At 63.1% G+C, this 24,840-nt stretch carries 22 protein-coding genes; 14 read left to right on the top strand and 8 right to left on the bottom strand.

The annotated features are described in order from the left end of the window. Positions 1–165 precede the first annotated feature (165 nt). From NCS00_RS25255 to NCS00_RS25195, 13 genes are all read left to right on the top strand, one after another. A complete protein-coding gene (locus NCS00_RS25255) occupies positions 166–1,467 on the top strand; it encodes an MFS transporter (protein WP_008347500.1) in 1,302 nt (433 codons plus the stop codon). Between the two features lie 48 nt (positions 1,468–1,515). Further along, positions 1,516–2,415, top strand: a complete 900-nt coding sequence (gene ttdA / locus NCS00_RS25250; RefSeq protein WP_008347498.1) for a L(+)-tartrate dehydratase subunit alpha — start codon at positions 1,516–1,518, stop codon at positions 2,413–2,415. Then, positions 2,412–3,020, top strand: a complete 609-nt coding sequence (ttdB, locus tag NCS00_RS25245) for a L(+)-tartrate dehydratase subunit beta (RefSeq protein ID WP_175980506.1) — start codon at positions 2,412–2,414, stop codon at positions 3,018–3,020. Before ttdA ends, ttdB begins: the two co-directional genes overlap by 4 nt. 124 nt (positions 3,021–3,144) lie before the next feature. Next, complete coding sequence (locus NCS00_RS25240; protein WP_250441290.1) at positions 3,145–4,773, top strand: FGGY-family carbohydrate kinase; 1,629 nt, start codon at positions 3,145–3,147, stop codon at positions 4,771–4,773. Between the two features lie 106 nt (positions 4,774–4,879). After that, positions 4,880–7,264 carry a bifunctional salicylyl-CoA 5-hydroxylase/oxidoreductase gene (locus NCS00_RS25235; protein WP_250441289.1) on the top strand — a complete coding sequence of 795 codons (2,385 nt, stop codon included), beginning with the start codon at positions 4,880–4,882 and terminating at the stop codon, positions 7,262–7,264. A gap of 2 nt (positions 7,265–7,266) precedes the next feature. Continuing rightward, complete coding sequence (locus NCS00_RS25230; RefSeq protein WP_250441288.1) at positions 7,267–8,028, top strand: SDR family NAD(P)-dependent oxidoreductase; 762 nt, start codon at positions 7,267–7,269, stop codon at positions 8,026–8,028. Next, positions 8,025–8,585 carry a MarR family winged helix-turn-helix transcriptional regulator gene (locus NCS00_RS25225; RefSeq protein ID WP_250441287.1) on the top strand — a complete coding sequence of 187 codons (561 nt, stop codon included), beginning with the start codon at positions 8,025–8,027 and terminating at the stop codon, positions 8,583–8,585. Before NCS00_RS25230 ends, NCS00_RS25225 begins: the two co-directional genes overlap by 4 nt. 10 nt (positions 8,586–8,595) lie before the next feature. After that, positions 8,596–9,447, top strand: coding sequence for an enoyl-CoA hydratase family protein (locus tag NCS00_RS25220; RefSeq protein WP_250441286.1), 852 nt, complete (start codon positions 8,596–8,598; stop codon positions 9,445–9,447). Next, positions 9,448–10,629, top strand: coding sequence for an acyl-CoA dehydrogenase family protein (locus NCS00_RS25215; RefSeq protein WP_008347485.1), 1,182 nt, complete (start codon positions 9,448–9,450; stop codon positions 10,627–10,629). It begins immediately after the preceding gene. Next, on the top strand, positions 10,626–11,075 hold the full coding sequence (locus NCS00_RS25210) for an acyl-CoA thioesterase (protein WP_250441285.1): 450 nt from the start codon (positions 10,626–10,628) through the stop codon (positions 11,073–11,075). Before NCS00_RS25215 ends, NCS00_RS25210 begins: the two co-directional genes overlap by 4 nt. After that, entirely contained in the window at positions 11,072–11,467 is a 396-nt protein-coding gene (locus tag NCS00_RS25205; protein ID WP_008347482.1) for a RidA family protein, read from the top strand. Before NCS00_RS25210 ends, NCS00_RS25205 begins: the two co-directional genes overlap by 4 nt. 12 nt (positions 11,468–11,479) lie before the next feature. Next, on the top strand, positions 11,480–13,117 hold the full coding sequence (locus NCS00_RS25200; protein ID WP_008347481.1) for an AMP-binding protein: 1,638 nt from the start codon (positions 11,480–11,482) through the stop codon (positions 13,115–13,117). Positions 13,118–13,202: 85 nt separating this feature from the next. Next, a complete protein-coding gene (locus tag NCS00_RS25195) occupies positions 13,203–14,810 on the top strand; it encodes an ABC transporter substrate-binding protein (protein ID WP_250441284.1) in 1,608 nt (535 codons plus the stop codon). A gap of 4 nt (positions 14,811–14,814) precedes the next feature. On the opposite strand, the gene NCS00_RS25190 is transcribed toward NCS00_RS25195, so the two are convergent. Beyond that, complete coding sequence (locus tag NCS00_RS25190; RefSeq protein WP_250441283.1) at positions 14,815–15,075, bottom strand: hypothetical protein; 261 nt, start codon at positions 15,073–15,075, stop codon at positions 14,815–14,817. A gap of 423 nt (positions 15,076–15,498) precedes the next feature. On the opposite strand from NCS00_RS25190, the gene proP reads away from it, so the two are divergent. Next, complete coding sequence (gene proP / locus NCS00_RS25185; RefSeq protein WP_175980499.1) at positions 15,499–16,971, top strand: glycine betaine/L-proline transporter ProP; 1,473 nt, start codon at positions 15,499–15,501, stop codon at positions 16,969–16,971. Positions 16,972–16,983: 12 nt separating this feature from the next. On the opposite strand, the gene NCS00_RS25180 is transcribed toward proP, so the two are convergent. The 7 genes from NCS00_RS25180 to mtnA form a co-directional block, all read right to left on the bottom strand. Beyond that, complete coding sequence (locus tag NCS00_RS25180) at positions 16,984–17,610, bottom strand: DAK2 domain-containing protein (RefSeq protein ID WP_250441282.1); 627 nt, start codon at positions 17,608–17,610, stop codon at positions 16,984–16,986. A gap of 12 nt (positions 17,611–17,622) precedes the next feature. Next, positions 17,623–18,633: a dihydroxyacetone kinase subunit DhaK gene (locus NCS00_RS25175; protein WP_250441281.1), complete on the bottom strand. Its 1,011-nt coding sequence runs from the start codon at positions 18,631–18,633 to the stop codon at positions 17,623–17,625. 704 nt (positions 18,634–19,337) lie between these two features. Further along, positions 19,338–20,339 (bottom strand): ABC transporter permease, encoded by a 1,002-nt coding sequence (locus tag NCS00_RS25170; RefSeq protein ID WP_175983266.1) that lies wholly within the window; start codon positions 20,337–20,339, stop codon positions 19,338–19,340. Further along, complete coding sequence (locus NCS00_RS25165) at positions 20,336–21,871, bottom strand: sugar ABC transporter ATP-binding protein (protein ID WP_250441280.1); 1,536 nt, start codon at positions 21,869–21,871, stop codon at positions 20,336–20,338. The genes NCS00_RS25170 and NCS00_RS25165 overlap by 4 nt, the downstream gene beginning before the upstream one ends. A 20-nt stretch (positions 21,872–21,891) precedes the next feature. Then, entirely contained in the window at positions 21,892–23,007 is a 1,116-nt protein-coding gene (locus tag NCS00_RS25160; protein ID WP_250441279.1) for a sugar ABC transporter substrate-binding protein, read from the bottom strand. 74 nt (positions 23,008–23,081) lie between these two features. Continuing rightward, positions 23,082–23,753 carry an L-fuculose-phosphate aldolase gene (locus NCS00_RS25155; protein WP_250441278.1) on the bottom strand — a complete coding sequence of 224 codons (672 nt, stop codon included), beginning with the start codon at positions 23,751–23,753 and terminating at the stop codon, positions 23,082–23,084. Next, the gene (gene mtnA, locus NCS00_RS25150; RefSeq protein ID WP_175983268.1) at positions 23,750–24,829 is read right to left on the bottom strand and encodes an S-methyl-5-thioribose-1-phosphate isomerase; all 1,080 of its coding nucleotides are present in this window, start codon (positions 24,827–24,829) and stop codon (positions 23,750–23,752) included. Before mtnA ends, NCS00_RS25155 begins: the two co-directional genes overlap by 4 nt. Between the last annotated feature and the right edge of the window lie 11 nt (positions 24,830–24,840).

Below are 24,840 nucleotides of genomic sequence, written 5' to 3'. Positions count from 1 at the left end.
GCAATGATGAATTAAGTTTAAGTCGATTCATACGCGATTCCAACGGTTTTAACCTAGGCGTCAGCTCACGTAAAGGGCGACCCGCTTCGAGCCGACGTTCGAAGACGGCATCAAAACCGCACCAGACGGTTTCGAACCCTATCAATCGGAATCAGGAGACGTTCCATGGAAATGGACATCGAGAAGCGCACTCTGCGCAAGGTCAGCTGGCGCATCGTGCCGTTCATCATGCTGCTGTACTTCATCGCGTATATCGACCGGGTGAATATCGGCTTCGCGGCGCTCACGATGAAGACCGACCTCGGCTTCACCGCGTCGATTCTCGGCTTCGGCGCGGGCATCTTCTTCTGGGGCTATTTCCTGTTCGAAGTGCCGTCGAACATCGTGCTGCACAAGGTCGGCGCGCGCATCTGGATTGCGCGGGTCATGGTGACGTGGGCGATCATCTCGGCGGCGATGGCGTTCGTCACCGGGCCGACGAGCTTCTACATCATCCGCTTCCTGCTGGGCGCGGCCGAAGCGGGCTTCTTCCCCGGCATCATCCTGTATCTCAGCTACTGGTTTCCCGCGCGGCATCGCGCTGGCGTCGTCGCGTTCTTCATGGCCGCCGCGCCGCTTTCCACCGCGCTCGGCTCGCCGCTGTCCGCCGCGCTGCTCGAAATGGACGGCGTAATGGGACTGCACGGATGGCAATGGCTCTTCATCCTCGAAGCCGTGCCGGCGCTCATTCTCGGCGTGGTCGTCTTCTTCTACATGACCGACAAGCCCGAGAAGGCCAAATGGCTGAAGGACGACGAGCGCAACTGGCTGGTCGATGTCATGAACGCCGAAACCGCCAGCCGCGCGACCACGGCGAAGCACGGCATCATCAGCGGCCTTGCGAATCCCCGCGTAATCGCGCTGTCGCTGATTTACTTCGGCACGTCGGCGGGGCTGTACACGCTCGGCATCTGGGCGCCGCAGATCATCAAGCAACTGGGCGTGTCGTCGATGACCGTCGGCCTGCTCAACGCGATTCCGCCGATCGTGTCCGTCATCGCGATGGTGCTGTGGTCGCGCCATTCGGATCGCACCGGCGAGCGAACCTGGCACGTCGTGCTGGCGTGCGTCGCGGCGGCGGTCGGCCTGATCGTGGCGGCGATGGCCAATAGCGTCGTCGGTCTGATCGCCTCGCTGACGCTGGTGAACATCGGCATCAGTTGCGCGAAGCCGCCGCTCTGGACCATGCCGACGATGTTTCTCTCCGGCGCGGCGGCCGCCACCGGCATCGCGACGATCAACTCGATCGGCAATCTGGGCGGCTTCGCCGGTCCGGTCGTCATCGGCTGGCTCAAGGAATCGACGGGCAGCTATGCGGGCGGCCTCTATTTCGTCGCCGGTCTTCTCGTGATGTCCGCCGTGCTGACCTTGCTTCTCGCCCGCTCGCAGAAGCCTTCGGTATCGACCAGCAACGCCGCCGCACACTGAAAAAGCACGCGCGCGTCCCCCAACTCAACACGTCGTAGAGGAATCAAGATGGAAAAGGAAGCGGCCATTCAGTCCGTCACGGACACCATGGCGAAGTTCACCGCCTATATCGGCAAGCGCCTGCCGAAGGATGTCAAGGCGAAGCTCGCGGAATTGCGCACGATGGAAACCAATCCGCTCGCCAAGTCGATTTACGATTCGATGGACAGCAACCAGGACGCCGCCGACAAGCTGAACCGTCCGAGCTGTCAGGACACGGGCGTGATCCAGTATTTCGTCGAGGCGGGCGCGAATTTTCCGCTGCTCGGCGAGCTCGAGGAAATCCTTCAGGAAGCCACCGCCGGCGCGACGAAGCTCGGGCCTTTGCGTCACAACGCCGTCGAAACGTTCGACGAGAAGAACACGGGCACGAACACCGGCACGCAGATTCCGTGGCTCGACTGGCGCATCGTGCCGGAGAAGGACAGCTGCACGATCGACGTCTACATGGCGGGCGGCGGCTGCACGCTTCCCGGCGCGGCGAAGGTTCTGATGCCGGGGCAAGGCTATGAAGGCGTCGCCGAATTCGTGATGGACGTCATCACCGAGCGCGGCGTGAATGCGTGCCCGCCGCTGCTCGTCGGCGTCGGCGTATCCACTTCGGTCGAGACTGCCGCGCGACTGTCGAAGCTGGCGATCCTTCGTCCGGTCGATTCGAAGAGCGCGAATCCGCGCGCCGCGCTGATGGAAGAGTTGCTCGAACAAGGGCTCAACGAAGTCGGCATCGGCCCTCAGGGGCTCACCGGAAACAATAGCGTGATGGGCGTCAACATCGAATCGTCGGCGCGGCATCCGTCGACCATCGGGGTGGCCATCAACACCGGATGCTGGGCGCATCGCCGCGGCAAGATCCGCATCAACGCAGACATGTCCTACGAAGTGCTCTCGCATGAAGGAGTCGTACTGTGAAGAAGGTTCTGACAACCCCCATCAAAAGCGAAGACCTCGAGGATCTGAAGGTCGGCGACGTCGTCTATCTGACGGGGCGCCTGGTGACGTGCCGCGATGTCGCGCATCGTCGATTGATCGAGCAAGGGCGCGAGCTGCCCGTCGATCTCAACGGCGGCGCGATCTTTCATGCGGGCCCGATCGTGCGCAAGAAGGACGACGGCGCGTTCGAGATGGTGTCCATCGGACCGACGACGAGCATGCGCATGGAGAAATTCGAGCGCGAGTTCATCGAGCAGACCGGCGTGAAGCTGATCGTCGGCAAAGGCGGCATGGGACCGGAAACGGCCGCGGGCTGCATGGAGCACAAGGCGGTTCATGCGATCTTCCCGGGCGGATGCGCGGTGCTCGCGGCGACGCTCGTCGAGGAAATCGAAGGCGCCGAATGGCAGGATCTCGGCATGCCCGAAACCTTGTGGATCAACCGCGTGAAGGAGTTCGGCCCGCTGATCATCTCGATCGATACCAAGGGCAACAATCTCATCCAGGAAAACAAGGCGGTCTTCAACGAGAGAAAGAAGCCGATCCTCGAAAAGATCAGCAAGGAACTCAGCTTCATCAAGTAGCGGCTTTAGACGAGCGCCTCGCGTTGCCGTCTTCGGAATTCGGGGTTCGGGCATACTACTCGGCGGCAGGTTTGCCGAACAGCGTCGATCTGCGACGCCCCTATCCCGAACCACGGACAGAGAGATGAACGCAAGCAACCGCAGCGCCGGCGAACGCTACGTCGTTGGCGTCGACGTCGGCACCGGCAGCGCACGCGCCGGAATTTTCGATACCGCCGGCAACATGGCCGCATCGGCGAAAAAGGACATCACGCTGTTTCACGAAAGCGGCGGCATCGTCGAGCAATCGAGCGGGGAAATCTGGAGCGCCGTCTGCCACGCCGTGAAAGCGGCGCTCGCGCAGGCGGCAATCGCGCCGGAGTCCGTCGCGGGCATCAGCTTCGATGCGACCTGCTCGCTCGTCGTGCTCGGCGATGGCGGCAAACCGCTGCCCGTGGGACCGTCGGAGCAGGCGGAACGCGACATCGTCGTCTGGATGGATCATCGCGCGATCGGGCAGGCGGAGCGCATAAACGCGACCGGCCACGCGGTGCTGAAATACGTCGGCGGCAGGATCTCACCGGAAATGGAGACGCCGAAGCTGTTGTGGCTTCTGGAAAACCGTCCGCGCGTCTTCGACGCCGCATGGCAATTCTTCGATCTCACCGACTTCCTGACATGGCGCGCGACCGGCGATACGTCGCGGTCGGTCTGCACCGTGACCTGCAAGTGGACCTATCTCGCGCATGAACGGCGCTGGAACGAGAGCTATTTCCGGACCATCGGTCTCGGCGCGCTGGCGGACGAGGGCTTCGCGCGCATCGGCCAGCAGGTGGTCGAACCGGGCACGCGGCTCGGCAACGGGCTGACCGAACGCGCCGCCGCGGAACTCGGGCTGATCGCGGGCACGCCGGTCGGCGCGGGCGTGATCGATGCCCATGCGGGCGGCATCGGCACCGTGGGCGCACAGGGCGATCCGGAGTCGTGCCTCGCCTATGTGTTCGGCACGTCGTCATGCACGATGACGACGACCGCCGAGCCGGTCTTCGTGCCCGGCGTCTGGGGCCCGTACTTCTCGGCGATGGTGCCGCAGGCGTGGCTCAACGAAGGCGGTCAATCGGTCGCCGGCGCGGCGATCGAGCGCCTGCTCGCGATGCATCCCGCCGCCGCCGAAGCCACGCTTGGCGCGAAAGAGCGCGGCGAATCGCTGCCGGCCATGCTCGCCGGCTTGGCGGCTCAGGGCTCCGGCAGCCTGTCGGACGCGGTGAAGCTCGCCGATGGCCTGCACGTCGTCCCGGAGTTTCTCGGCAACCGCGCGCCCTTCGCCGATCCGCACGCGCGCGCGGTCATCGCCGGTCTCGGCATGGAAGCCGGCCTCGACAATCTGGTCGCGCTGTATGTCGCCGGCGTGTGCAGCATCGCTTATGGTCTGCGGCAGATCATCGAAGCGCAGGCGGACGCCGGCGCGCCGATCGAGCGCGTGATGATCAGCGGCGGCGCGGGCCGGCTCGATCTCGTCCGGCAGCTGCTCGCCGATGCGACCGGCAAGCCGGTGCTGGCCACGCAGGTCGATGAGCCGGTGCTGCTCGGCGCCGCGATGCTCGGCGCGGTGGCGGGCGGCCTGTTCGGCGACGTTCGATCGGCGATGAGCGGCATGGCGCGCGTCGAAAAAACCTACGCGCCGGCAACGGGCGATCTCGCGCGCCTTCACGACGCGCGGTATCGGGCATTCATCCGCTTGCAGCGTTGCGCACGGGAAATCCGCGAAGACTAGCGGGGGAAAGTACGGACGCGCGGTGCGCTCCGTCGTCTTTTTACTTGACATCTAAATTATCCAAACCTAAATTATCACGAGGAAAGACACGAGTCGGAGAGCAAGCATGCGTATCGTCTGCATCGGCGGAGGTCCGGCGGGCCTGTATTTCGCGCTTTTGATGAAGCGCCGCCATCCCGCTTACGACATCACCGTGGTCGAACGCAACCGTCCTTACGACACGTTCGGCTGGGGCGTCGTGTTCTCCGACCAGACGCTCGGCAACCTGCGCGCGGCGGACCCGCCAAGCGCCGATGCCATTCTCGACGCCTTCAATCACTGGGACGACATCGACGTCCACATCGGCGGGCGCACCGTGCGCTCGTCGGGTCACGGCTTCTGCGGCATCGGCCGCAAACGTCTGCTGAATATCCTGCAAGCGCGTTGCGAAGACCTCGGCGCGAAGCTCGTCTTCGAAACGCAAGTCACGAACGACGAGGACTACGACGCCGATCTCATCATCGCGAGCGACGGATTGAACAGCGCGATTCGGCAGAAATACGCGTCGACGTATCAGCCCGATATCGACATGCGCGATTGCCGCTTCGTGTGGCTCGGCACGCACAAGTGCTTCGACGCATTCACGTTCGCGTTCGAAAAAACCGAATGGGGCTGGTTTCAGGCGCATGCTTATCGCTTCGATGAAGACACGTCGACGTTCATCGTCGAGGCGCCCGAACGCGTATGGCGTGCGGCCGGCCTCGCCGACATGAGCAAGGAAGACGGCATCGCGTTCTGCGAAAAGCTTTTTGCGAAGCATCTCGACGGCCACGCGCTGATCTCGAACGCCACGCACTTGCGCGGATCGGCGCAATGGATCCGCTTTCCGCGCGTCGTCAATCGCGAATGGGTGCATTGGCGCGAATCCGCGAACGGCAAACGGACGCCCGTCGTGTTGATGGGCGATGCCGCGCATACCGCGCATTTTTCGATCGGATCGGGGACGAAGCTCGCACTCGAAGATGCGATCGAACTCGCGAACAGCATCGACACTGCGTTCGCGATGAAGAACGGCGATCTCGACGGCGCGCTCGCGCATTACACGCAAGTACGCAGCGTCGATGTATTGCGCATTCAGAATGCCGCGCGCAATTCGACGGAGTGGTTCGAGCATGTGGATCGATACGCGTCGTTCGAGCCCGAGCAGTTTGCATACTCGTTGCTCACGCGCTCGCAGCGCATTTCGCATGAAAACCTGCGCGAGCGCGATGCAGGATATCTCGCCTCATTCGAAGACTGGCTCGCCGCGCGTGCGGGCATCGAGCGCAACGCGCGGCAACGATCCGTTCCGCCGATGTTCACGCCGTTCACATTGCGCGGCGTCACGCTGAAGAATCGCGTGGTCGTTTCGCCGATGGCGCAGTATTCCGCCGTCGATGGCATCGCGGGCGACTATCACCTGATGCATCTCGGCGCGCGCGCGATGGGCGGCGCCGCGCTCGTGATGACCGAGATGACCTGCGTGTCGCCCGAAGCGCGCATCACGCCGGGATGTCCGGGCATGTATGCGCCGGAGCATCTCGCGGCGTGGAAGCGCATCGTCGATTTCGTGCATGCGCAATCGGATGCGAAGATCGGCATGCAGCTCGGCCATGCGGGCGCGAAGGCATCGACGCGCGTGAGCTGGGAAGGCATCGATCAGCCGCTTCCCGATGGCAACTGGCCGCTGGTTTCGGCATCGCCACAACAGTATCTGCAAGGCGTGAGCCAATGGTCGCGCGAGGCATCGCACGACGAATTGCGCGAGATCGAAACGCAGTTCGTGCGCGCCACGGAAATGGCCGCGCTTGCAGGCTTCGACTGGCTCGAACTGCACTGCGCGCATGGCTACTTTCTGTCGAGCTTTCTCTCGCCGCTGACCAATCATCGCACTGACGAATACGGCGGCTCGCTCGAAAATCGCCTGCGTTATCCGCTCGAAGTATTCAAGGCGATGCGCGCTGTGTGGCCGCAAGACAAGCCGATGTCCGTTCGCATTTCCGCGCACGATTGGGTCGATGGCGGGACGACGCCCGACGACGCCGTCGAGATCGCGCGCGCATTCAAGGCCGCCGGCGCGGACATGATCGACGTCTCTTCAGGGCAAGTCAGCAAGCAGGAGAAGCCTGTGTTCGGGCGCATGTTCCAGACGCCGTTCGCGGATCGCATACGCAATGAAGCGGGTATCGCGACCATCGCGGTCGGCGCGATCTCGGAAGCGGATCACGTGAACAGCATCATCGCCGCGGGACGTGCGGACTTGTGCGCGGTGGCGCGCCCGCATCTCGCGAATCCATCGTGGACATTGAACGAGGCCGCGAAGATCGGCTACTTCGATATCGCGTGGCCGAAGCAATACGCGGCCGCCAAATCGCAACTGGAACGCAATCTCGAACGCGAGCGCGCACTGGCCGCCGACAATGCGCGCCTCACGCCGCAAGAACGCGCGCAACGCGCTGAAGGAACGGTCTGATCATGACGACTCTCGCCGACAAACACGCGGTCGTGACAGGCGGTGGCAGCGGCATCGGCGCATCGTGCGCAGAGGCGCTCGCGCATGCCGGCGCACGCATCACGCTGATGGGCCGCGATCTCGCGCGCCTCGAAGCGCAGCGCGACGCGATGCGCGATTACGCCGACGTCGCGTGCATACGCGTCGATGTGACGAATGAAGCCGCCGTCGCCGAAGCCTTCTCGCGCGCCGGTCCGGCCGATATCCTCGTGAACAACGCAGGCCACGCGCAAGCCGCGCCTTTCACGCAAACCGATGCGGCACTGTGGCAACGCATGATCGACGTCAATCTCACCGGCGTGTTTTTCTGCACGCGCGCCGTGTTGCCGTCGATGCTGGAGCGTGGCTTCGGCCGCATCGTGAATGTCGCGAGCACGGCGGGACAGATCGGTTATGCGTATGTCGCGGCGTATTGCGCAGCGAAGCATGGCGTCATCGGTCTCACGCGCGCGCTCGCTCTCGAAGTCGCGACGAAGGGCATAACCGTCAACGCGGTATGCCCCGGTTATACCGAAACCAAGCTGCTGCGCGCATCGCTCGATCAGATCATGTCGAAGACCGCGCGCAGCGAACAGCACGCACGCGATGCGCTCGTGCGCAACAACCCGCAACGCCGTTTCGTGCAGCCGGAAGAAGTCGCCAACGCCGTGCTATGGCTGTGCGCGCCCGGTTCCGATGCGATGAACGGCCAGTCGATATCCGTATCAGGTGGAGAAGTAACGTGAGCAACATCGCAGGCAACAAGAAGACGAACGCCGCAACCGAGCAGAAAGCGCCGCGCAAGGGCGTGGAGAAACCGGCGGACAACGTCGTCGATCTCGAGATGAGCACCGGCGCCGACAGCCACATGGGACTGCGCTTATGGCTGCGCATGCTGACCACGACGAACCTCGTGCAAGCCGAACTGCGCAAGCGCCTGCGCACCGAGTTCGATACGACGTTGCCGCGCTTCGACCTGATGGCCCAACTCAAACGTCATCCCGAGGGCCTGAAGATGACCGAGCTATCGCGCCGCATGATGGTCACCGGCGGCAATGTGACGGGCATCACGGATCAGCTCGAAAAAGAAGGACTGGTATCGCGTTATGCCGATCCGAACGATCGCCGTTCGACGAGCGTGCGTCTCACGCCGCAAGGCCGCGCCGCGTTCGACAAGATGGCGACCGCGCATGAGCAATGGGTCGTCGAAATGTTCGGCGGTCTCGAACTGAACGAAAAATCGCAGACGCATCAGCGGCTCGGCAAGCTAAAGCAGCATCTGCGGAAGACGCTGAAGGACTAAGGAGACACAGATGAGCTCATCGAGCGCCGATGCGCTTCTCGCCGGCAATCGCGTAACGCTCGCGGACTATCGCGCGACGCACTTCGGATGGTCCGTCACGAACGATGTCGCGACGATCATGCTGAACCGGCCCGAACGCAAGAACCCGCTGACGTTCGAATCGTATGCGGAGTTGCGCGATCTGTTTCGGCAACTCGCCTATGCGACCGATGTGAAAGCCGTCGTGATCCACGGCGCGGGCGACAACTTCTGCTCCGGCGGCGACGTGCATGAAATCATCGCACCGCTGATCGATCTACCGATGCCCGAGCTATTGCTCTTCACACGCATGACGGGCGATCTCGTCAAGGCGATGCGTCATTGCCCGCAGCCGATCATAGCCGCCGTCGATGGCGTCTGCGCGGGCGCGGGCGCGATCCTCGCGATGGCGTCCGACATGCGTCTCGGCACCGCGCGCAGCAAGCTCGCATTTCTCTTTGCGCGCGTCGGTCTCGCGGGCTGCGACATGGGCGCGTGTTCGATTCTGCCGCGCATCATCGGTCAGGGACGCGCTGCCGAATTGCTCTTCACGGGCCGCTCGGCAAGCGGCGAAGAAGGCTATCACTGGGGCTTCTACAACCGCCTTTGCGCACCCGAAACCTTGCTCGACGAAGCCGCGAAGCTCGCGTCCGAACTCGTCGCCGGGCCGACCTTCGCGCACGGCATCACGAAGAAGATGCTGCATCAGGAATGGAGCATGAGCATCGACGAAGCGATCGAATCGGAAGCGCAGGCGCAAGCCATCTGCATGAGCACGCGCGATTTCGAGCGCGCCTATCGCGCGTTCGCGGGGAAGACGCGTCCCGTGTTCGAAGGAGACTGAATGAACGCCGATCCACACAGCGCGCTCGCATGGCCCTTCTTCGATGAGAGACATCGCGAACTCGCACGCGATGCCGATGCATGGGCGAACGAGCATCTGAAGCATGTCGATCACGCCGATACCGACGCGGCCTGCAAGCGCCTCGTGCGCATGCTCGGCGATGCGGGATGGCTCAGGCACTGCATCGGCGGCACCCGATACGGCGCATCGAACGATACGATCGACACGCGCGCCGTGTGCCTGCTGCGCGAAACGCTCGCGAAACACGACGGCCTCGCGGACTTCGCCTTCGCGATGCAAGGGCTCGGCTCGGGCGCCATATCGCTCGCCGGCACCGATGCGCAGAAAGAGCGCTATTTGCCGCGCGTCGCGAACGGCACTGCATTGGCGGCGTTCGCGTTGTCGGAACCGGAAGCGGGATCGGATGTCGCGGCGATGTCGCTCGATGCGCGCGCCGATGGCGACGCCTACGTGCTGAACGGCGACAAGACGTGGATATCGAACGGCGGCATCGCGGACTTCCATGTCGTGTTCGCGCGCACAGGCGAAGCGCCGGGCTCGCGCGGCATCAGCGCGTTCATCGTCGATGCGGATACGCCCGGCTTGCAGATCGCCGAACGCATCGACGTGATCGCGCCGCATCCGCTCGCGCGCCTGCACTTCGAGAACGCGCGCGTGCCGCGCAGTCAGATGCTGGGCGCCGCGGGCGAAGGCTTCAAGATCGCGATGCGCACGCTCGATATCTTCCGCACGTCGGTGGCGGCGGCATCGCTCGGCTTCGCGCGTCACGCGATGCAGGAAGGGCTCGAACGCGCCGCATCGCGCAAGATGTTCGGCCAGACGCTCGGCGACTTTCAGCTCACGCAGGCGAAGCTCGCGCAGATGGCGTTGACCATCGACACGAGCGCGCTACTCGTGTATCGCGCCGCGTGGCTGCGCGATCAGGGCGAGAGCGTGACGCGCGAAGCCGCGATGGCGAAATGGCACGCGAGCGAAGGCGCGCAACAGGTCATCGATGCAGCCGTGCAGTTGTGGGGCGGCCTCGGCGTGAAGAGCGGTACGGCGGTCGAATCGCTGTATCGCGAGATACGCGCGCTGCGCATCTATGAAGGCGCGACGGAAGTGCAGCAGTTGATCGTCGGACGCGACTTGCTCAAGGCGCACGGAGCACATCAACGATGACACAACGCTTCGACATGCCGATGCGAATCCGCTTCGCGCACTGCGATCCGGCGGGCATCGTGTACTTTCCGCAATACCTGGTGATGACGAACATGCTCGTCGAAGACTGGTTCGACGATGCGCTCGGCATCGACTACGCGCACATGATCTCGCGGCGCCGCGTCGGACTTCCCATCGTCAAGCTCAATTGCGAGTTCTCGCGACCGAGCCGCATGGGCGAAACGGTGACGCTGTCGCTCGCGGTCGATTCCGTCGGACAGCGCTCGATCCGCATCGACATCGTCTGTCATTGCGACGGCGAAGTGCGCTTTCGCGCGAAGCAGGTCCTCGTGACGACATCGCTCGACGATGGCCGCTCGATCGCCATTCCCGGCGACATCGCCCTCGCGATCGAACGGTTCGCGCCGGACACGAGCCGCGCACTTCAAGAGGAATCACGCTCATGAAAAAGACCCTTCAGCCTTCGGACTGGATCAAGCCGCGCGGTTACGCGAACGGCGTCGCGGTGCGCGGCACGCAGGTGTTCATCGCGGGGCAGATCGGCTGGGACGAAGAGGCGCGCTTCGTCAGCAACGCATTCGGCGCTCAGGCCGCGCAGGCGCTGCGCAATATCGTGGCCGTGCTGCGCGAAGCGGGCGGCAAGCCGGAGCATCTCGTTCGCATGACGTGGTACGTGACCGACAAGCGCGCGTATCTCGCGGCGGCGAAGGAAATCGGCGCGGCGTTCCGCGAGCTGATCGGCGATTACGACATCGCGATGAGTGCGGTGCAAGTCGTCGCGCTCATCGAAGACGATGCGCTGGTGGAGATCGAAGCCACGGCTGTTATCCCCGACTAAGCGGAGGACACGATGGAACGCTCGGCACACATCGATACTTTCGCGCGCGATCATTTGCCGCCGCAGGAACAATGGCCGGTGCTCATGCTCGACAATGCGGACGTCGCTTATCCGGCGCGCGTGAATTGCGCGACCGAATTGCTGGATCGCGCGATCGAAAGCGGACATGGCGACCGCACGGCAATCTGGTCCGATGCGAACGGCGAGCCGCACGCAACGACGTATCGCGAGTTGCGCACGCTCGTGAATCGCAGCGCGCATGTGCTCGTCGATGAAATGGGTTTGCGTCCGGGCAATCGCGTGTTGTTGCGCGGGCCGAATACGTTGCAGATGGCCGTCGCGTTCTTCGCGGCGCTGAAGGCCGGTCTCGTCGTCGTGCCGACGATGCCGCTGCTGCGCGCGAAAGAACTGAAGCAGATCATCGAGAAGGCGCGGATATCGGCGGCGCTATGCGATGTGCGTCTCATGGAAGAACTGCAGCGCTGCACGACGAAAGGCGACGACTTCCATTGCGAAGCGCTCGCGCAAGTGCTGACGTTTCACGACGATGCACCCGCGTCGCTCGAATCGCTGGCTCGAAGCAAGCCCGATCATTTCGATGCCTGCGACACCGCCGCCGACGACGTGTGCCTCATCGCATTCACGAGCGGCACGACCGGCGCGCCGAAAGGCTGCATGCACTTTCATCGCGACGTCCTTGCGATGTGCGATCTGTTCCCGCGACACATCCTGAAGCCCACGGCCGACGATGTGTTCTGCGGCACGCCGCCGCTCGCGTTCACGTTCGGCCTCGGCGGCCTGCTGTGCTTTCCATTGCGCGTGGGCGCGTCGACGATCCTGCTCGAAAAGCTCACGCCCGAAACGCTCCTGCAAACCGTGCAGCGCTTTCGCGCGACGATCATGTTCACTGCGCCGACGTTCTATCGGCAGATGGCGCCGCTCATCGAAGGCTTCGATGTGTCGAGCCTGAAGAAGACCGTGTCGGCGGGCGAAGCGTTGCCCGATTCCACGCGCGCGTCATGGCGCGAAGCGAGCGGCATCGAAATGATCGACGGCATCGGCGGCACGGAGATGATCCATATCTTCGTTTCGTCGGCGGGTGCGGACGTGCGCGAGCACGCGATCGGACGCGCGGTGCCGGGCTATATCGTGCAGGCCGTCGACGATGCGATGCAGCCGGTGCCGCCCGGAACCATCGGCAAGCTCGCGGTGCGCGGCCCGACGGGTTGCCGCTATCTCGCCGATGAACGTCAGTCGAAATTCGTGCGCGACGGCTGGAACTTGCCCGGCGATTCCGTCGTGATCGATGATGACGGTTACGTGTTCTATCAGGCGCGCGCCGACGACATGATCGTATCGGCGGGCTACAACATCTCCGGGCCGGAAGTGGAAAGCGTGCTGATGCAGCATGAAGCGGTGGCGGAATGCGGCGTGATCGGCGTGCCCGATGAAACGCGCGGGCAAGCGGTAAAGGCGTTCGTCGTGCTCAATCCCGGTTTCACCGGCGACGATGCGCTCATTGCTGAATTGCAGGCGTTCGTCAAGCGCACTGTCGCGCCTTACAAGTATCCGCGCATCGTGACGTTTCTAACGGCGTTGCCGCGCACCGAGACGGGCAAGCTCAAGCGCTTCGCGTTGCGCTCGATGTAGCAAGCTCGAAAAACGTTTGCTTGGTAGAGTATGGCTCACGCCCGCCGCGAGGCGGCTTGCCCACTCTTCCGAGCAAACAAGAAAAATGGTTCTGACGCATCGACTCCTTGCCGTTTCCCTCTTTGCCGCATTCGCATTGACGTCGCAAGCCGCATCGGCGGCGAACAAGACGCTCGTGTTCTGTTCCGAAGGCAGCCCCGCCGGTTTCGATTCCGCGCAATACACGACGAGCACCGACTTCGATGCGGGCGCGCATGCGGTCTACGATCAGCTCGTCGAATTCAAGCGCGGCACGCTCGATCTCGTGCCGGGTCTCGCCGAGAAGTGGGATGAGTCCGCGGATGCGAAGACCTTCACGTTTCATCTTCGGCGCGGCGTGAAGTTTCAGTCGACCGCCTGGTTCAAGCCGACGCGCGACTTCGACGCGGACGATGTCGTATTCACGTTCAAGCGCATGATCGATCCGAACGAGCCGCTTCAGAAGGCGCATCCCGTCAGCTTCCCGTATCTGACCGATCTCGGCTACGACAAGAACATTGCATCCGTCGACAAGCTCGACGACTACACCGTGCGCTTCACGTTGAAGACGCCTGATGTCGTGTTCGTGCGCAACATCGCGATGGAGTTCGCATCGATCGTATCGGCGGAATATGCCGCGCAACGGCTGAAGCAGGGCAAGCCGGAAGACCTCAATCAGAAGCCAGTGGGCACGGGCGCGTTCGTGTTCCGCGACTATCAGAAGGACGCGACGATCCGCTACGACGCCAATCCGACTTACTGGAACCGCAAGGACGTGCATATCGACAAGCTGGTTTTCTCGATCACGCCCGATGCCGCCGTGCGTCAGCAGAAGCTATCGAGCGGAGAATGCCAGGTGACGTCGTTTCCGCGTCCCGCCGACATTGCCGCAGCGAAGCAGGATCCGAAGCTCACGGTGCTGTCGGGCGTCGGCTTCAACGTCGCGTATGTGGGCTACAACACGACGCACAAGCCGCTCGATAACGTGAACGTGCGCCGCGCGCTCGACATGGCGATCGACAAGCAGGCGATCATCAAGACGGTCTACGAAGGCGCAGCGACCATCGCGACGAATCCGATGCCGCCGTCGCAATGGTCGTATAACAAGGCGCTGAAGGACGCACCGCGCGACCCCGCGAAGGCGAAGGAACTGCTGAAGGAAGCGGGCTTTCCAAACGGCTTCACGATCACGCTATGGGCGATGCCGGTGCAGCGCGGCTATAACCCGAACGCGCGTCTGATGGCGCAACTGATTCAATCGGACTGGGCGAAGATCGGCGTGAAGGCGAACATCGTCACTTACGAATGGGCCGAGTACAACAAGCGCGCGAAGACGAACGGCGAGCACGACGCGATTCTTTACGGCTGGCTCGGCGACAACGGCGATCCAGACAACTGGCTCGGCACGACGCTCGGTTGCGACGCGGTTCACGGCAGCAACATGGCGAAGTGGTGCAACAGGCAGTTCGACGATCTGCTCGCGAAAGCGCGTCTCGTCACCGATCAGAACGCGCGCACGAAGCTCTATGAAGAAGCGCAAGTGGTGTTCAAGGATCAGGTGCCGTACACGCCGCTCGCGCACGCCAACATCTTCCAGCCGATATCGAAACGCGTGCATGGCTATCTGATCAGCCCGCTCGGCGGACATCGTTTCGACGGCATCACGTTCGATTGAGCGATCAGCCGCCGCGATACCACGCATCGATGCTGTCGTGCTGCTCGTGTTCGATTGGCGGCGTCTTGGCAGCGTCGGGCATTTCGTGTCCGGTGCTCTTCGCGCGCATCCCATGAACCGCCCGCGCGCTGTTCTCCTTGTGCGATACATGCTTCACCGCGCTTTCGCACTGCATGTTCGCCGCGCCGCAATCGTGCGCGAGCGCAGGCACGGCCGACGACGCCGCGCTCGCGGCGAGAAGAACGGCGATGGTCTTCGCTTTCATGGCAACCCCGTGAATCCGTCGATAAAAAGAGGCGCGATCCGTCGACACGGTTCCCGGAATGAAATCATCGTGCCGGCGGCATCGCGCCCGCTTCATCAAATGCATGGCTCGTGCCAATGACGCGCTGAATCGCTGTGAGCGTTGCGTGTAAAGGGATTGGCGCGTTGAGCGATGATCGCGTCAAGGCGCTCCTGTCGGACCGAGGCCAACGCTTGCGCGTCGCGTGTGCGATGCAATCCGACATTGCAATGATGCGAGTGTCGTTTTCTGCCGATTCAAGGACGCGTGAGCGAAGGCATGCACGCGGCGCGACCCGCACACTCTGATCATTCATCGTGCCGAGGGCCCCGCGCCCCATCGGCGGCCTTCCGCGCGAACGCAACGCAGTCCCTCGCGTTCGCCGCGAAATCAGGAGTGAGACAATTGAGCCTCTCGCACGAGCGCAACGCCCGAAGCAAAACGTCGCCGCATCTCACGCTGGGCGATATCACGGTAGTCGACCATGCCTTGCTGAAGCGTGCCGTCGGCGCGATGGCGCTCGGTAACGCCATGGAATGGTTCGACTTTGGCGTGTATAGCTATATCGCCGTCGTGCTGGGGAAAGTATTTTTTCCGTCGAGCAGTCCGTCCGCGCAGTTGATCGCGACCTTCGGCACGTTCGCCGCTGCGTTTCTCGTGCGTCCTGTCGGCGGGATGGTCTTCGGGCCGCTCGGCGACAGGATCGGCCGCCAGCGCGTGCTCGCAATGACGATGATCATGATGGCCGTCGGCACGTTCTGCATCGGCCTGATTCCGAGCTATCACTCGATCGGCATTCTCGCGCCCGTTCTCCTGCTCGTCGCGCGTCTCGTGCAAGGCTTCTCGACGGGCGGCGAATACGGCGGCGCGGCGACGTTCATCGCTGAGTTCTCGACCGATGCGCGGCGCGGCTTCTATGGCAGCTTTCTGGAGGTCGGCACGCTCGCGGGCTATATCCTCGGCGCGGGCACGGTCGCGTTGCTGACCGCCCTGCTCCCGCACGACGCGCTGCTTTCATGGGGATGGCGCGTGCCGTTCATGATCGCGGGTCCGCTCGGGCTGGTCGGCTTGTATATCCGCATGAAGCTCGAAGAGACGCCCGCGTTCAAGAAGGAAGCCGAGACACGGGAGGCGCATGAACGGTCGCGTCCGAAACAATCGTTGGCCGAACTGCTGTCGCGGCAATTCAAGCCGATGATGCAATGCGTCGGCCTCGTGCTGATCTTCAACGTTACCGACTATATGGCGCTGTCTTATCTGCCGAGCTTTCTTTCGGCGACGCTGCACTTCGATGAAACGCACGGCCTGTTTCTCGTGTTGCTCGTGATGATGCTGATGATCCCGATGACGCTCTTCGCGGGCCATCTCTCCGATCTCATCGGCCGCAAGCCGGTGATGATGATCGGCTGCATCGGGCTTTTCGCGCTGTCGATTCCCGCGTTGCTGCTCGTGCAAACGGGCGCGATGCTTCCGGTGTTTCTCGGCTTGCTGATACTCGGCGCGCTGCTATCGACGTTCACCGGCGTGATGCCTTCATCGCTGCCCGCGCTCTTTCCGACGCGCATTCGTTATGGCGCGCTCGCCATCGGTTTCAACGTATCCGTGTCGCTCTTCGGCGGCACGACGCCGCTCGTCACGGCGTGGCTCGTCGATGCGACCGGCAATCTGATGATGCCCGCGTATTACCTGATGGCGGCATCCGTGATTGGCGTGGTGTCCGTGCTCGCGTTGCGCGAGACGGCGCGTCAGCCTTTGCTCGGCTCAGGGCCGTGCGTCGCAACGAAGGCCGAAGCGCTCGCTCTTACGCGCAAGAAGTTGAAGGTGGTGCCGGCGGGCAAGCGCGAGCGTGAGGTCGTGGTGCAGAGGAAGCGAGCGTGAAGGCGTTGGCATTCATCCCCCGACCGCATCTCTCAACGCCTCTAGAAACCTGACGTAAGCCGTCGCACCGGCATCCGCATGCCCGATGCTGCGCTCCTGCACCCATGCCGCGCGGCCCTTCTTCGACTGCATCGTGGCAGTCGCGCTGACCTGCTCGCGTGCCTTGGCGATCATGGCATCGAGCGTGTCCGTCGCGCTGCCTTGCGATGCGGCCAGCACATCGAGACTCGGCACGAGCGCATCGAGCACGGTCTTGTCGCCGACCTGGCTCTTGCCGCGTTCGATGATGCGCGCCGCCACCGCCTGACCGATCGCAAGCGCATCGTCGCGGCCGATCGCGTCCTTGTCCTTCACCGTCTTCGCCGCTGCGATCAATCCGCCGCCGACGAGCGCCGCGAACGTCGACGGATTCGCCGTCGAGAATGCCTTGGCCGCGGCCAGCATGATGTCGTTCAACGACGCCTCGTCGGGCAATGCGTTCAACGCTTTCACGACTGCCGTCGATCCCGCCTGCACCGTGATGCCGAGATCGCCATCGCCGAGCGCCGCGTCGAGATCGCGCAGTTCATCGGCGTGTGCGGGAAGCGCGTTCAGCGCGCGCGTGAGGATATCCCGCAGTTCCTTGCTCGTCACACTCATTGCACGCTCCTTTCAGGATTCGGTGCCGTCGCGGAAGAACGGCGAACGCGCGGGCGCTTCGAGCAGCGCCTCGAGTTCGTCGTCGAGCAGCATGATCGTGATCGATGCGCCCGCCATCTCGAGACTCGTCACGTATTCGCCGACATACGAGCGCGCGATTTTCAGCCCTTCATCGGCGATGAGTTTCGCCGAATGCCGGTACAGCAGATAGAGCTCTTCGAGCGGCGTCGCGCCGAGGCCGTTGACGAGCAACGCGACGCGCGAGCCTTTCGGCGCGGCGAGATCGCCGACGATCTGCTTCGTGATGCGCTCGGCGATGGCATCGGCGGATTCGAGCTTGCCGCGATGCGTGCCGGGTTCGCCGTGTATGCCGATGCCGATTTCCATCTCGCCTTCGGGCAGCGTGAACGTCGGTTTGCCTGCGGCGGGCAGGATGGTCGGCGAGAGGCCGACGCCCATCGTGCGGCAATTCGCGTTGGCCTTGGCGCAGATGCGCGCGACGTCGTCGAGCGAATCGCCGCGTTCTGCTGCGGCGCCAGCGCATTTGAATGCGAAGACCATGCCGGCGACGCCGCGTCGGTCGGCGGCGCGGTCTTTCGGTGCGGAGGCGACATCGTCGGTCAGCACGACCGTTTTGATGTCGATGCCTTCGGCTTCCGCGAGGTCCGCGGCGAGTTCGAAGTTGAGCACGTCGCCGCCGTAGTTGCCGTAGACGTAGAGCACGCCTGCATCGCCGTTGACTGCTTTCGTCGCTTCGAAGATCTGTTCCGATGATGGCGATGAGAAGACGTTGCCTACTGCCACGCCGGCGCATAGGCCCTCGCCTACGTAGCCGAGGAAGCCGGGCATGTGGCCCGAGCCACCGCCGGTGACGATACCTACGCGGCCTTGCGTCGGGGCGTCAGCGCGGACGAGTGCGCGTTTGTCTTCTGTCGCGGGTTTGATCCATTTTGGATGCGCTATCAGCAGGGATTCGATGATTTCATCGACGAAGGCTTCAGGGTTGTTGATGATCTTCTTCATCTCTTTGTTTGCTCCTTGTTTCGGTTCGGTTCTGTTCTGTTCGCTTGCGTTTGTGTGAAGCCTGATTTCGTGTCGGTCTATTAGCACTGCCCCTGTGCGGGGCGGCACTCACTTTCTTTGCTGCTGCAAAGAAAGTAAGCAAAGAAAGCAGCTTCCGATACGCCCGCGGTCACACGCAATTTGGGTAGTCCTCTCGTCCTTCGTGGGCTGCCTAAAGAGTGCCCTCATAGGCCCCATCGGACTTGGCTCGCGCACGGTCTGTCTCATCGCACCACACGCCAAACGGGTTCAGCACCAAATAGCTCCGGCCCGCTTCGCGGCCGATGGGTCAATCGGGAGTGCATGTGCTTCTCTGCTAACGTCTCCATCTCGCCGCCTTCGCCGCCCTTTGGTTTCCCTTGCATACCCGGCGGCAGCGCGTAGCGCTGTGCCGAAGCTGTTTCGTGCTGAACCGGCGCGCTCGAAGTTATTGGGCGGCGGACCGTGCGCGAGCCAAGCCGGATGGGGCTTATGAGGGCACTCTTTAGGCGAGTGCCGCCGTGGACGAGAGAACTACCCAAATTGCGTGTGACCGCGGGCGGTGACGAGCTGCTTTCTTTGGTTACTTTCTTTGCAGCAGCAAAGAAAGTGACTGCCGCCCCGCACAGGGGCAACGCTAATAGACCGACACGACAGCGGGATCCGGCGATAAAAAGCAGAAACCATCAAACCTTCCTCCGCTGACTAAGCGCATCGAGCAAGACCGCAGCAAAGATGACACCGCCTTGAATGAACTGCGTCCAGAACGGATTCACCCCAAGAAGAGAGAGTCCAACATTGATGACCCCAATCAGCACGACACCGATAAAAGTCCCGACGATGGACCCACGCCCGCCCGCCAGCGAAGTCCCCCCAATCACAATAGCCGCGATAACCTGCAACTCCAGCCCATTAGCCGCCGAAGGCAAAGCGGAATTCAACCGCCCGGCAAGCACGATGCCTGCAATCGCCGCCGTCGCACCGGCAAGCATGTAAGTGAAGAACACCACACGTCGAACCGGAATCCCGGCAAGCCGCGCCGCTTCCTGATTCCCGCCGACGGCGAACACCTGATGCCCGAACGTCGTCTTGCGTAGCAACACATGTCCGACGACGAACACGACGAGCATCACGACCATCGGCATAGGCAAGCCAGCAACGGTCTTCGCACCGAACATCGTGAACGCGTCAGGAAAATCGAACTTGGTGCGGCCATCGGAAATGGCGAGCGTCAGGCCACGCGCCATGGCCATCGCGGCAAGCGTGACGATGAACGGCACGAGCCTCAGCCACGAAATCACGAGCCCATTCAGCGCGCCCGCGAACGCGCCCACCGCGAGCGCCACGCACAACCCCGCAACGCCCAATCCGACCGCGCCCGGACTCGACCCCGCCATGACGGTCGCCGCGACCATCCCGCTCAACGCAACCAGCGATCCGACAGAAAGATCGATGCCGGACGTGATGATGACGAACGTCCCGCCCACCGCCGCGATGCCGACGACAGACACCTGCACCATGATGTTGGTCAGCGTGCTCGTCGTAAGAAACTCGGGCGATGCAATCGACAACGCAATACAGATGATGACGAGCGCCGCGAACAAAGGTCCGATGCCGCTCCTCAACTGACGGATCACACGGCGCGACAGCGCCTCCGTATCCGAACGATCGGCTGCCGTGGAGGTCATGCGCCTGCTCCTGTCGTTGCCCACTGAATGACCGTTTCCGAATCCGCCTTGTCGCGCGCGATCTCGGTCACGATGCTGCCGCGATACATCACCAGCACGCGATCCGACATGCCCAGCAACTCCGGCAACTCCGAACTCACCATGACGACCGCCGCGCCCGCGCGCGCCATCGTCACCATGTGCGCGTAGATCTCCGACTTCGCGCCCACGTCGATGCCGCGCGTCGGTTCATCGAGCATGATGACGACCGGACTCGTCGCCGTCGCGCGGCCAAGAATCACCTTCTGCTGATTGCCGCCCGAAAGCGTTCCCGTGATCTGCAACACCGAAGACGCACGCACGCCGAAGCGCGCACTCGCTTCCTGCGCGAGCCTGCGCTTCTTCACGCGGCTCACGAAGCCGCCGCTCGCCAGCGCCTTGAGGCTCGACAGCGCGACGTTCTCTTCGATATTCGCCTCCAGCACCAGCCCTTCGAGCTTGCGATCCTCCGACGTATAGACAAGCCCATGACGCACGCCTTGCGTCGGCGAATGATTGCTGACCTTCTTCCCCTTGACGAGGATCTCGCCGCTCGTCACCGGCAACGCGCCGAAGATCGTCTTCAGCAGCTCGGTGCGCCCCGCACCCGCGATGCCCGCAATGCCGACGATCTCGCCCGCGCGCACCGTGAAGCTCGCATTGCGCAGAAGCGGCGCGCTCGCGAGATTGCGCACTTCGAGCACGACCGGACCATACTCGCGCGGCTCCCACGGATAGAACGATTCGAGATTGCGCGCGACCATCGCCTGCACGAGATCGGCTTCGGTCCATGCGGACATCGGGCGCGCGCCGACGGTCGCGCCATCGCGCATCACGACAGCGGAATCCGCAAGCTCGAACACCTCCTCCAGATGATGCGAGATGAAGATGATGCCCATGCCTTCCGCGCGCAAGCGGCGCACGACCGCATACAGATTCTCGATGTCGTGGCTTTGCAGCGCGGCAGTCGGTTCGTCCATCACGAGGATGCGCGCATCGCGTGCAATCGCCTTCGCTACTTCGACGAGTTGCCGCTTGTTCAACGGCATATCGCCGAGCCGCATCCACGGCGGCACGTTGTCGAGGCCGACGCGCGCGAGCGCTTCGCGCGCCATCGTGTTCGCCTCGCGCATCATCACGAAGCCGTTGCGCGAAGGCATGCGGCCGAGGAACAGATTTTCCGCGACCGTCATGTCGTTGATGAGCGAAAGCTCCTGATAAATGACGGCCACGCCCGCATCGATTGCCGCATTCGTGCCACGCGCGAGCGGCATGCCGTCGATCTCGATCGTGCCTTCGTCGGGTTCATATGCGCCCGACAACACCTTCACGAGCGACGACTTGCCCGCCCCGTTCTCGCCGACGATCGCCATCACGTGACCCGCCTGCAACTCCAGGCTCACGCCACGCAGCGCCTTCACGCCGGGGAAGCTCTTGACGATGCCCTGCATGTGCAACAACGGCTTCGCCGCGTGCGAAGCCGTGTGCGCGAGTGCTGCCGTTTCGACTGTCATGTCGCGCGTTCCGGTTGGCCTTACTGCTTCACTTCCTCGGACCACAGGCCGTACTTCTTCACTTCGTCCGAATCGATGTTCGACTTGTCAATGAGCATCGTCGGCCACGCATAGTTCGCGGGCACGTCCTTCTTCGCGTTGTAATCCGCGATGAACTGCAGCGACTTCGCCGCCATCTGGATCGGGTTCTGCGAGATCGTCGCATCCTGCTTGCCCGCGCGAATCGCGGACAGCGCCTGCGCGGTGCCGTCCGCGCCGATCACGAGAATGTGCTCCTTGTCGCCCAGCGGCTTGTAGCGGCCCGCATTGTCGATGGCCTTTTCCGCGCCCACCGTGTTGTCATCGTTGGCGCCGAACACCGCATCGATCTGCGGGAATTTCTGCAGGATGCTCGTCATCGCGTTGAGCGACTTCTCCTGGTCGAACGCGCCTTCCTGACGCGCGACGACCTTGATGTTCGGATACTTCGCGATCTCTTCGCTGAAGCCCTTTTCGCGATCCGTCGCGGCGGTCGTGCCGACAAGACCGATCAGGTCGACCACGTTGCCCTTCTCTTCGCCATAGCGCTTCTTCAGTTGCTCGGCGATCCACTTCGCTCCCGTCTGCCCGAGCGCGACGTTATCCGATGCAACGAAGGACGTGACCTTGCCGCCATCCGAGCCGCGATCGAGCGTGAAGACGGGGATGTTCATCGAGTTGGCTTTCTCGACAGCGGGAATGATCGCCTTCGAATCGATCGGATTCAGCACGAGCGCCGTCACGCCCTGACTCAGCAGATTGATCGCATCGTTGACCTGCTGCTGCGCGTCGCCGTTCGCGTTGGTCTGCACGAGCTCGAAGCTCTGATCCTTCGCGCCGCGCTCCACGCCCGCCTTCAATCCGACGAAGAACGCGTTGTTCAAAGTCGCGATCGAAAAGCCGATCTTCGTCTTGCCGCCCGCCGAGGTTGCGGCCGGCGCACTCGCCGGCGCGCTAGCCGCCGCGTTCGCGCCCGATGCCGCGTTGGTGCTGCTTGTCGACGACGAGTTGTCGCTCTTCGAGCATCCGCTCAACGCGGCCGCCGCGCAGAGCAACGCCGCGCCCGTGGATTTGCCGAACGTTCCCCAACTGTCGAATCTTGCCGAGCTCCAGGCCATGACTGTCTCCGTTGTACGAGTTGTTCAATGCGATTTGTTCTTGCGATGAGGCATCGCTTCCCGTCACGCGCGTATCAGCGATCCTCCGTATTGCGCTTGCCGTATGTCTTGAACTTCTCCAGCACTTCTTCCATCTGTTGATCGGAAAGCAAAGGCGGTGCGCCGATCTGCAACGCCAGCAGATATTGCTTCGCGAGCACTTCCACTTCATGCGCGAGCCACACGGCGCGCGAGAGATCGGTGCCGAGCGCGATCACGCCATGATGCGCGAGCAGACATGCGCGACGCTCGTCCAGCGCGGCAAGCGCGTGATCCGACAATGCCTGGCTGCCGAAGATCGCATAAGGCGCGCAACGTATCGACTTGCCGCCCGCCGCCGCGACCATGTAATGCAGCGCGGGAATGTCGCGGCCATGAATGGCGAGCGCGGTCGCGGCGATCGAATGCGTATGCACGACCGCATGAATATCGTCACGCGCGCGCAGGATGTCGCGATGAATGCGCCATTCCGACGACGGCTGTGCGATGCGAAGAATGTCGGCATCGTCGGTAACGTCGAGCGGCAGCCACACGATCTGCTGCTCGTCGAGCTCGCGCGCCGACACGCCGCTCGGCGTGACAAGAAAGCCATCGCGATACCGCGCGCTCACATTGCCCGATGTGCCCTGATTGATGCCGAGCCGCTCCATTTCGAGCGACGTATCGACGATCGCGCGGCGCAACGCGCTTTCATCGGCCGCGATCATGCGGCGGTCCCCTCTGCGTCGAACAGCGTGCGCAACGAGCGCTCGAACGGCGCGCGCACGATGCCGCGTTCCGTGATGAAGCCGCTGACGAGCGCATGCGGCGTCACGTCGAACGCGGGATTGCGCGCCTGCATCGCATCGGGCGCGATGCGTCGTCCGGCGAGATGCGTGATTTCCTCGGCGTCGCGCTCTTCGATTTCGATGCGCGATCCGCTTGCCGTTTGCAGATCGAGCGTCGATGAAGGACACGCGACATAGAACGGAATGCCGTAGTGATTCGCAGCGATGGCAAGTCCGAGCGTGCCGATCTTGTTGGCGAAATCGCCGTTCGCCGCGACGCGATCCGTCCCGACGATCACGAGATCGACGAGCCCTTGCGACATGATCGATGCGGCCGCGCTATCCATGATGAGCGTGACGTCGACGCCCGCCTGCTGCAGTTCGAACGCGGTAAGCCGCGCGCCTTGCAGAAGCGGACGCGTTTCATCGGCGTAGACCTTGAACGCGAGGCCCGCGCGACGCGCCGCATAGATCGGCGCGGTGGCCGTGCCGATGCCCGTCGTCGCGAGCGCGCCCGCATTGCAGTGCGTGAGCACGCCGATGCCTTCGCGTATCAACGGCATGCCATGCTCGCCGATGCCTTCGCACAGCGCGCGATCTTCATCGTGGATTCGCTTCGCTTCTTCGACGAGCGCCGCGTGAAGCGTCGCGCTATCTTTCGCGTCGATATCGCGTGCGTGACGCAGCATGCGCCGCACGCCCCAGCTCAGGTTCACCGCGGTAGGCCGCGCCGTTTCGAGCCAGTTCGCATGACGTTCCAGCTCCGCGCGATACAGCGCAACCGGAAGCGTCGTCGAATCACGCATCGCGATGCAAAGCCCGTACGCCGCCGCCACGCCGATAGCCGGCGCCCCGCGCACGCGCAACTCGCGGATGGCGCGCCATACCGCTTTCACGTCGGCGATGTTCTCCACGACGATCTCATGCGGCAGACGCGTCTGATCGAGCAGCAGCAGATCGCCGTCGCGCCATTCGATCGTCGGGGGAAGCGTGCTGAACAAGGGCTGCGAAGCCATGAAGTCTCCTG

It is taken from the genome of Caballeronia sp. AZ1_KS37, assembly GCF_023631165.1.
In the GTDB taxonomy this organism is placed as follows: Bacteria; Pseudomonadota; Gammaproteobacteria; order Burkholderiales; family Burkholderiaceae; genus Caballeronia; species Caballeronia zhejiangensis.
This window is presented reverse-complemented; position numbering and strand designations above follow the sequence as displayed.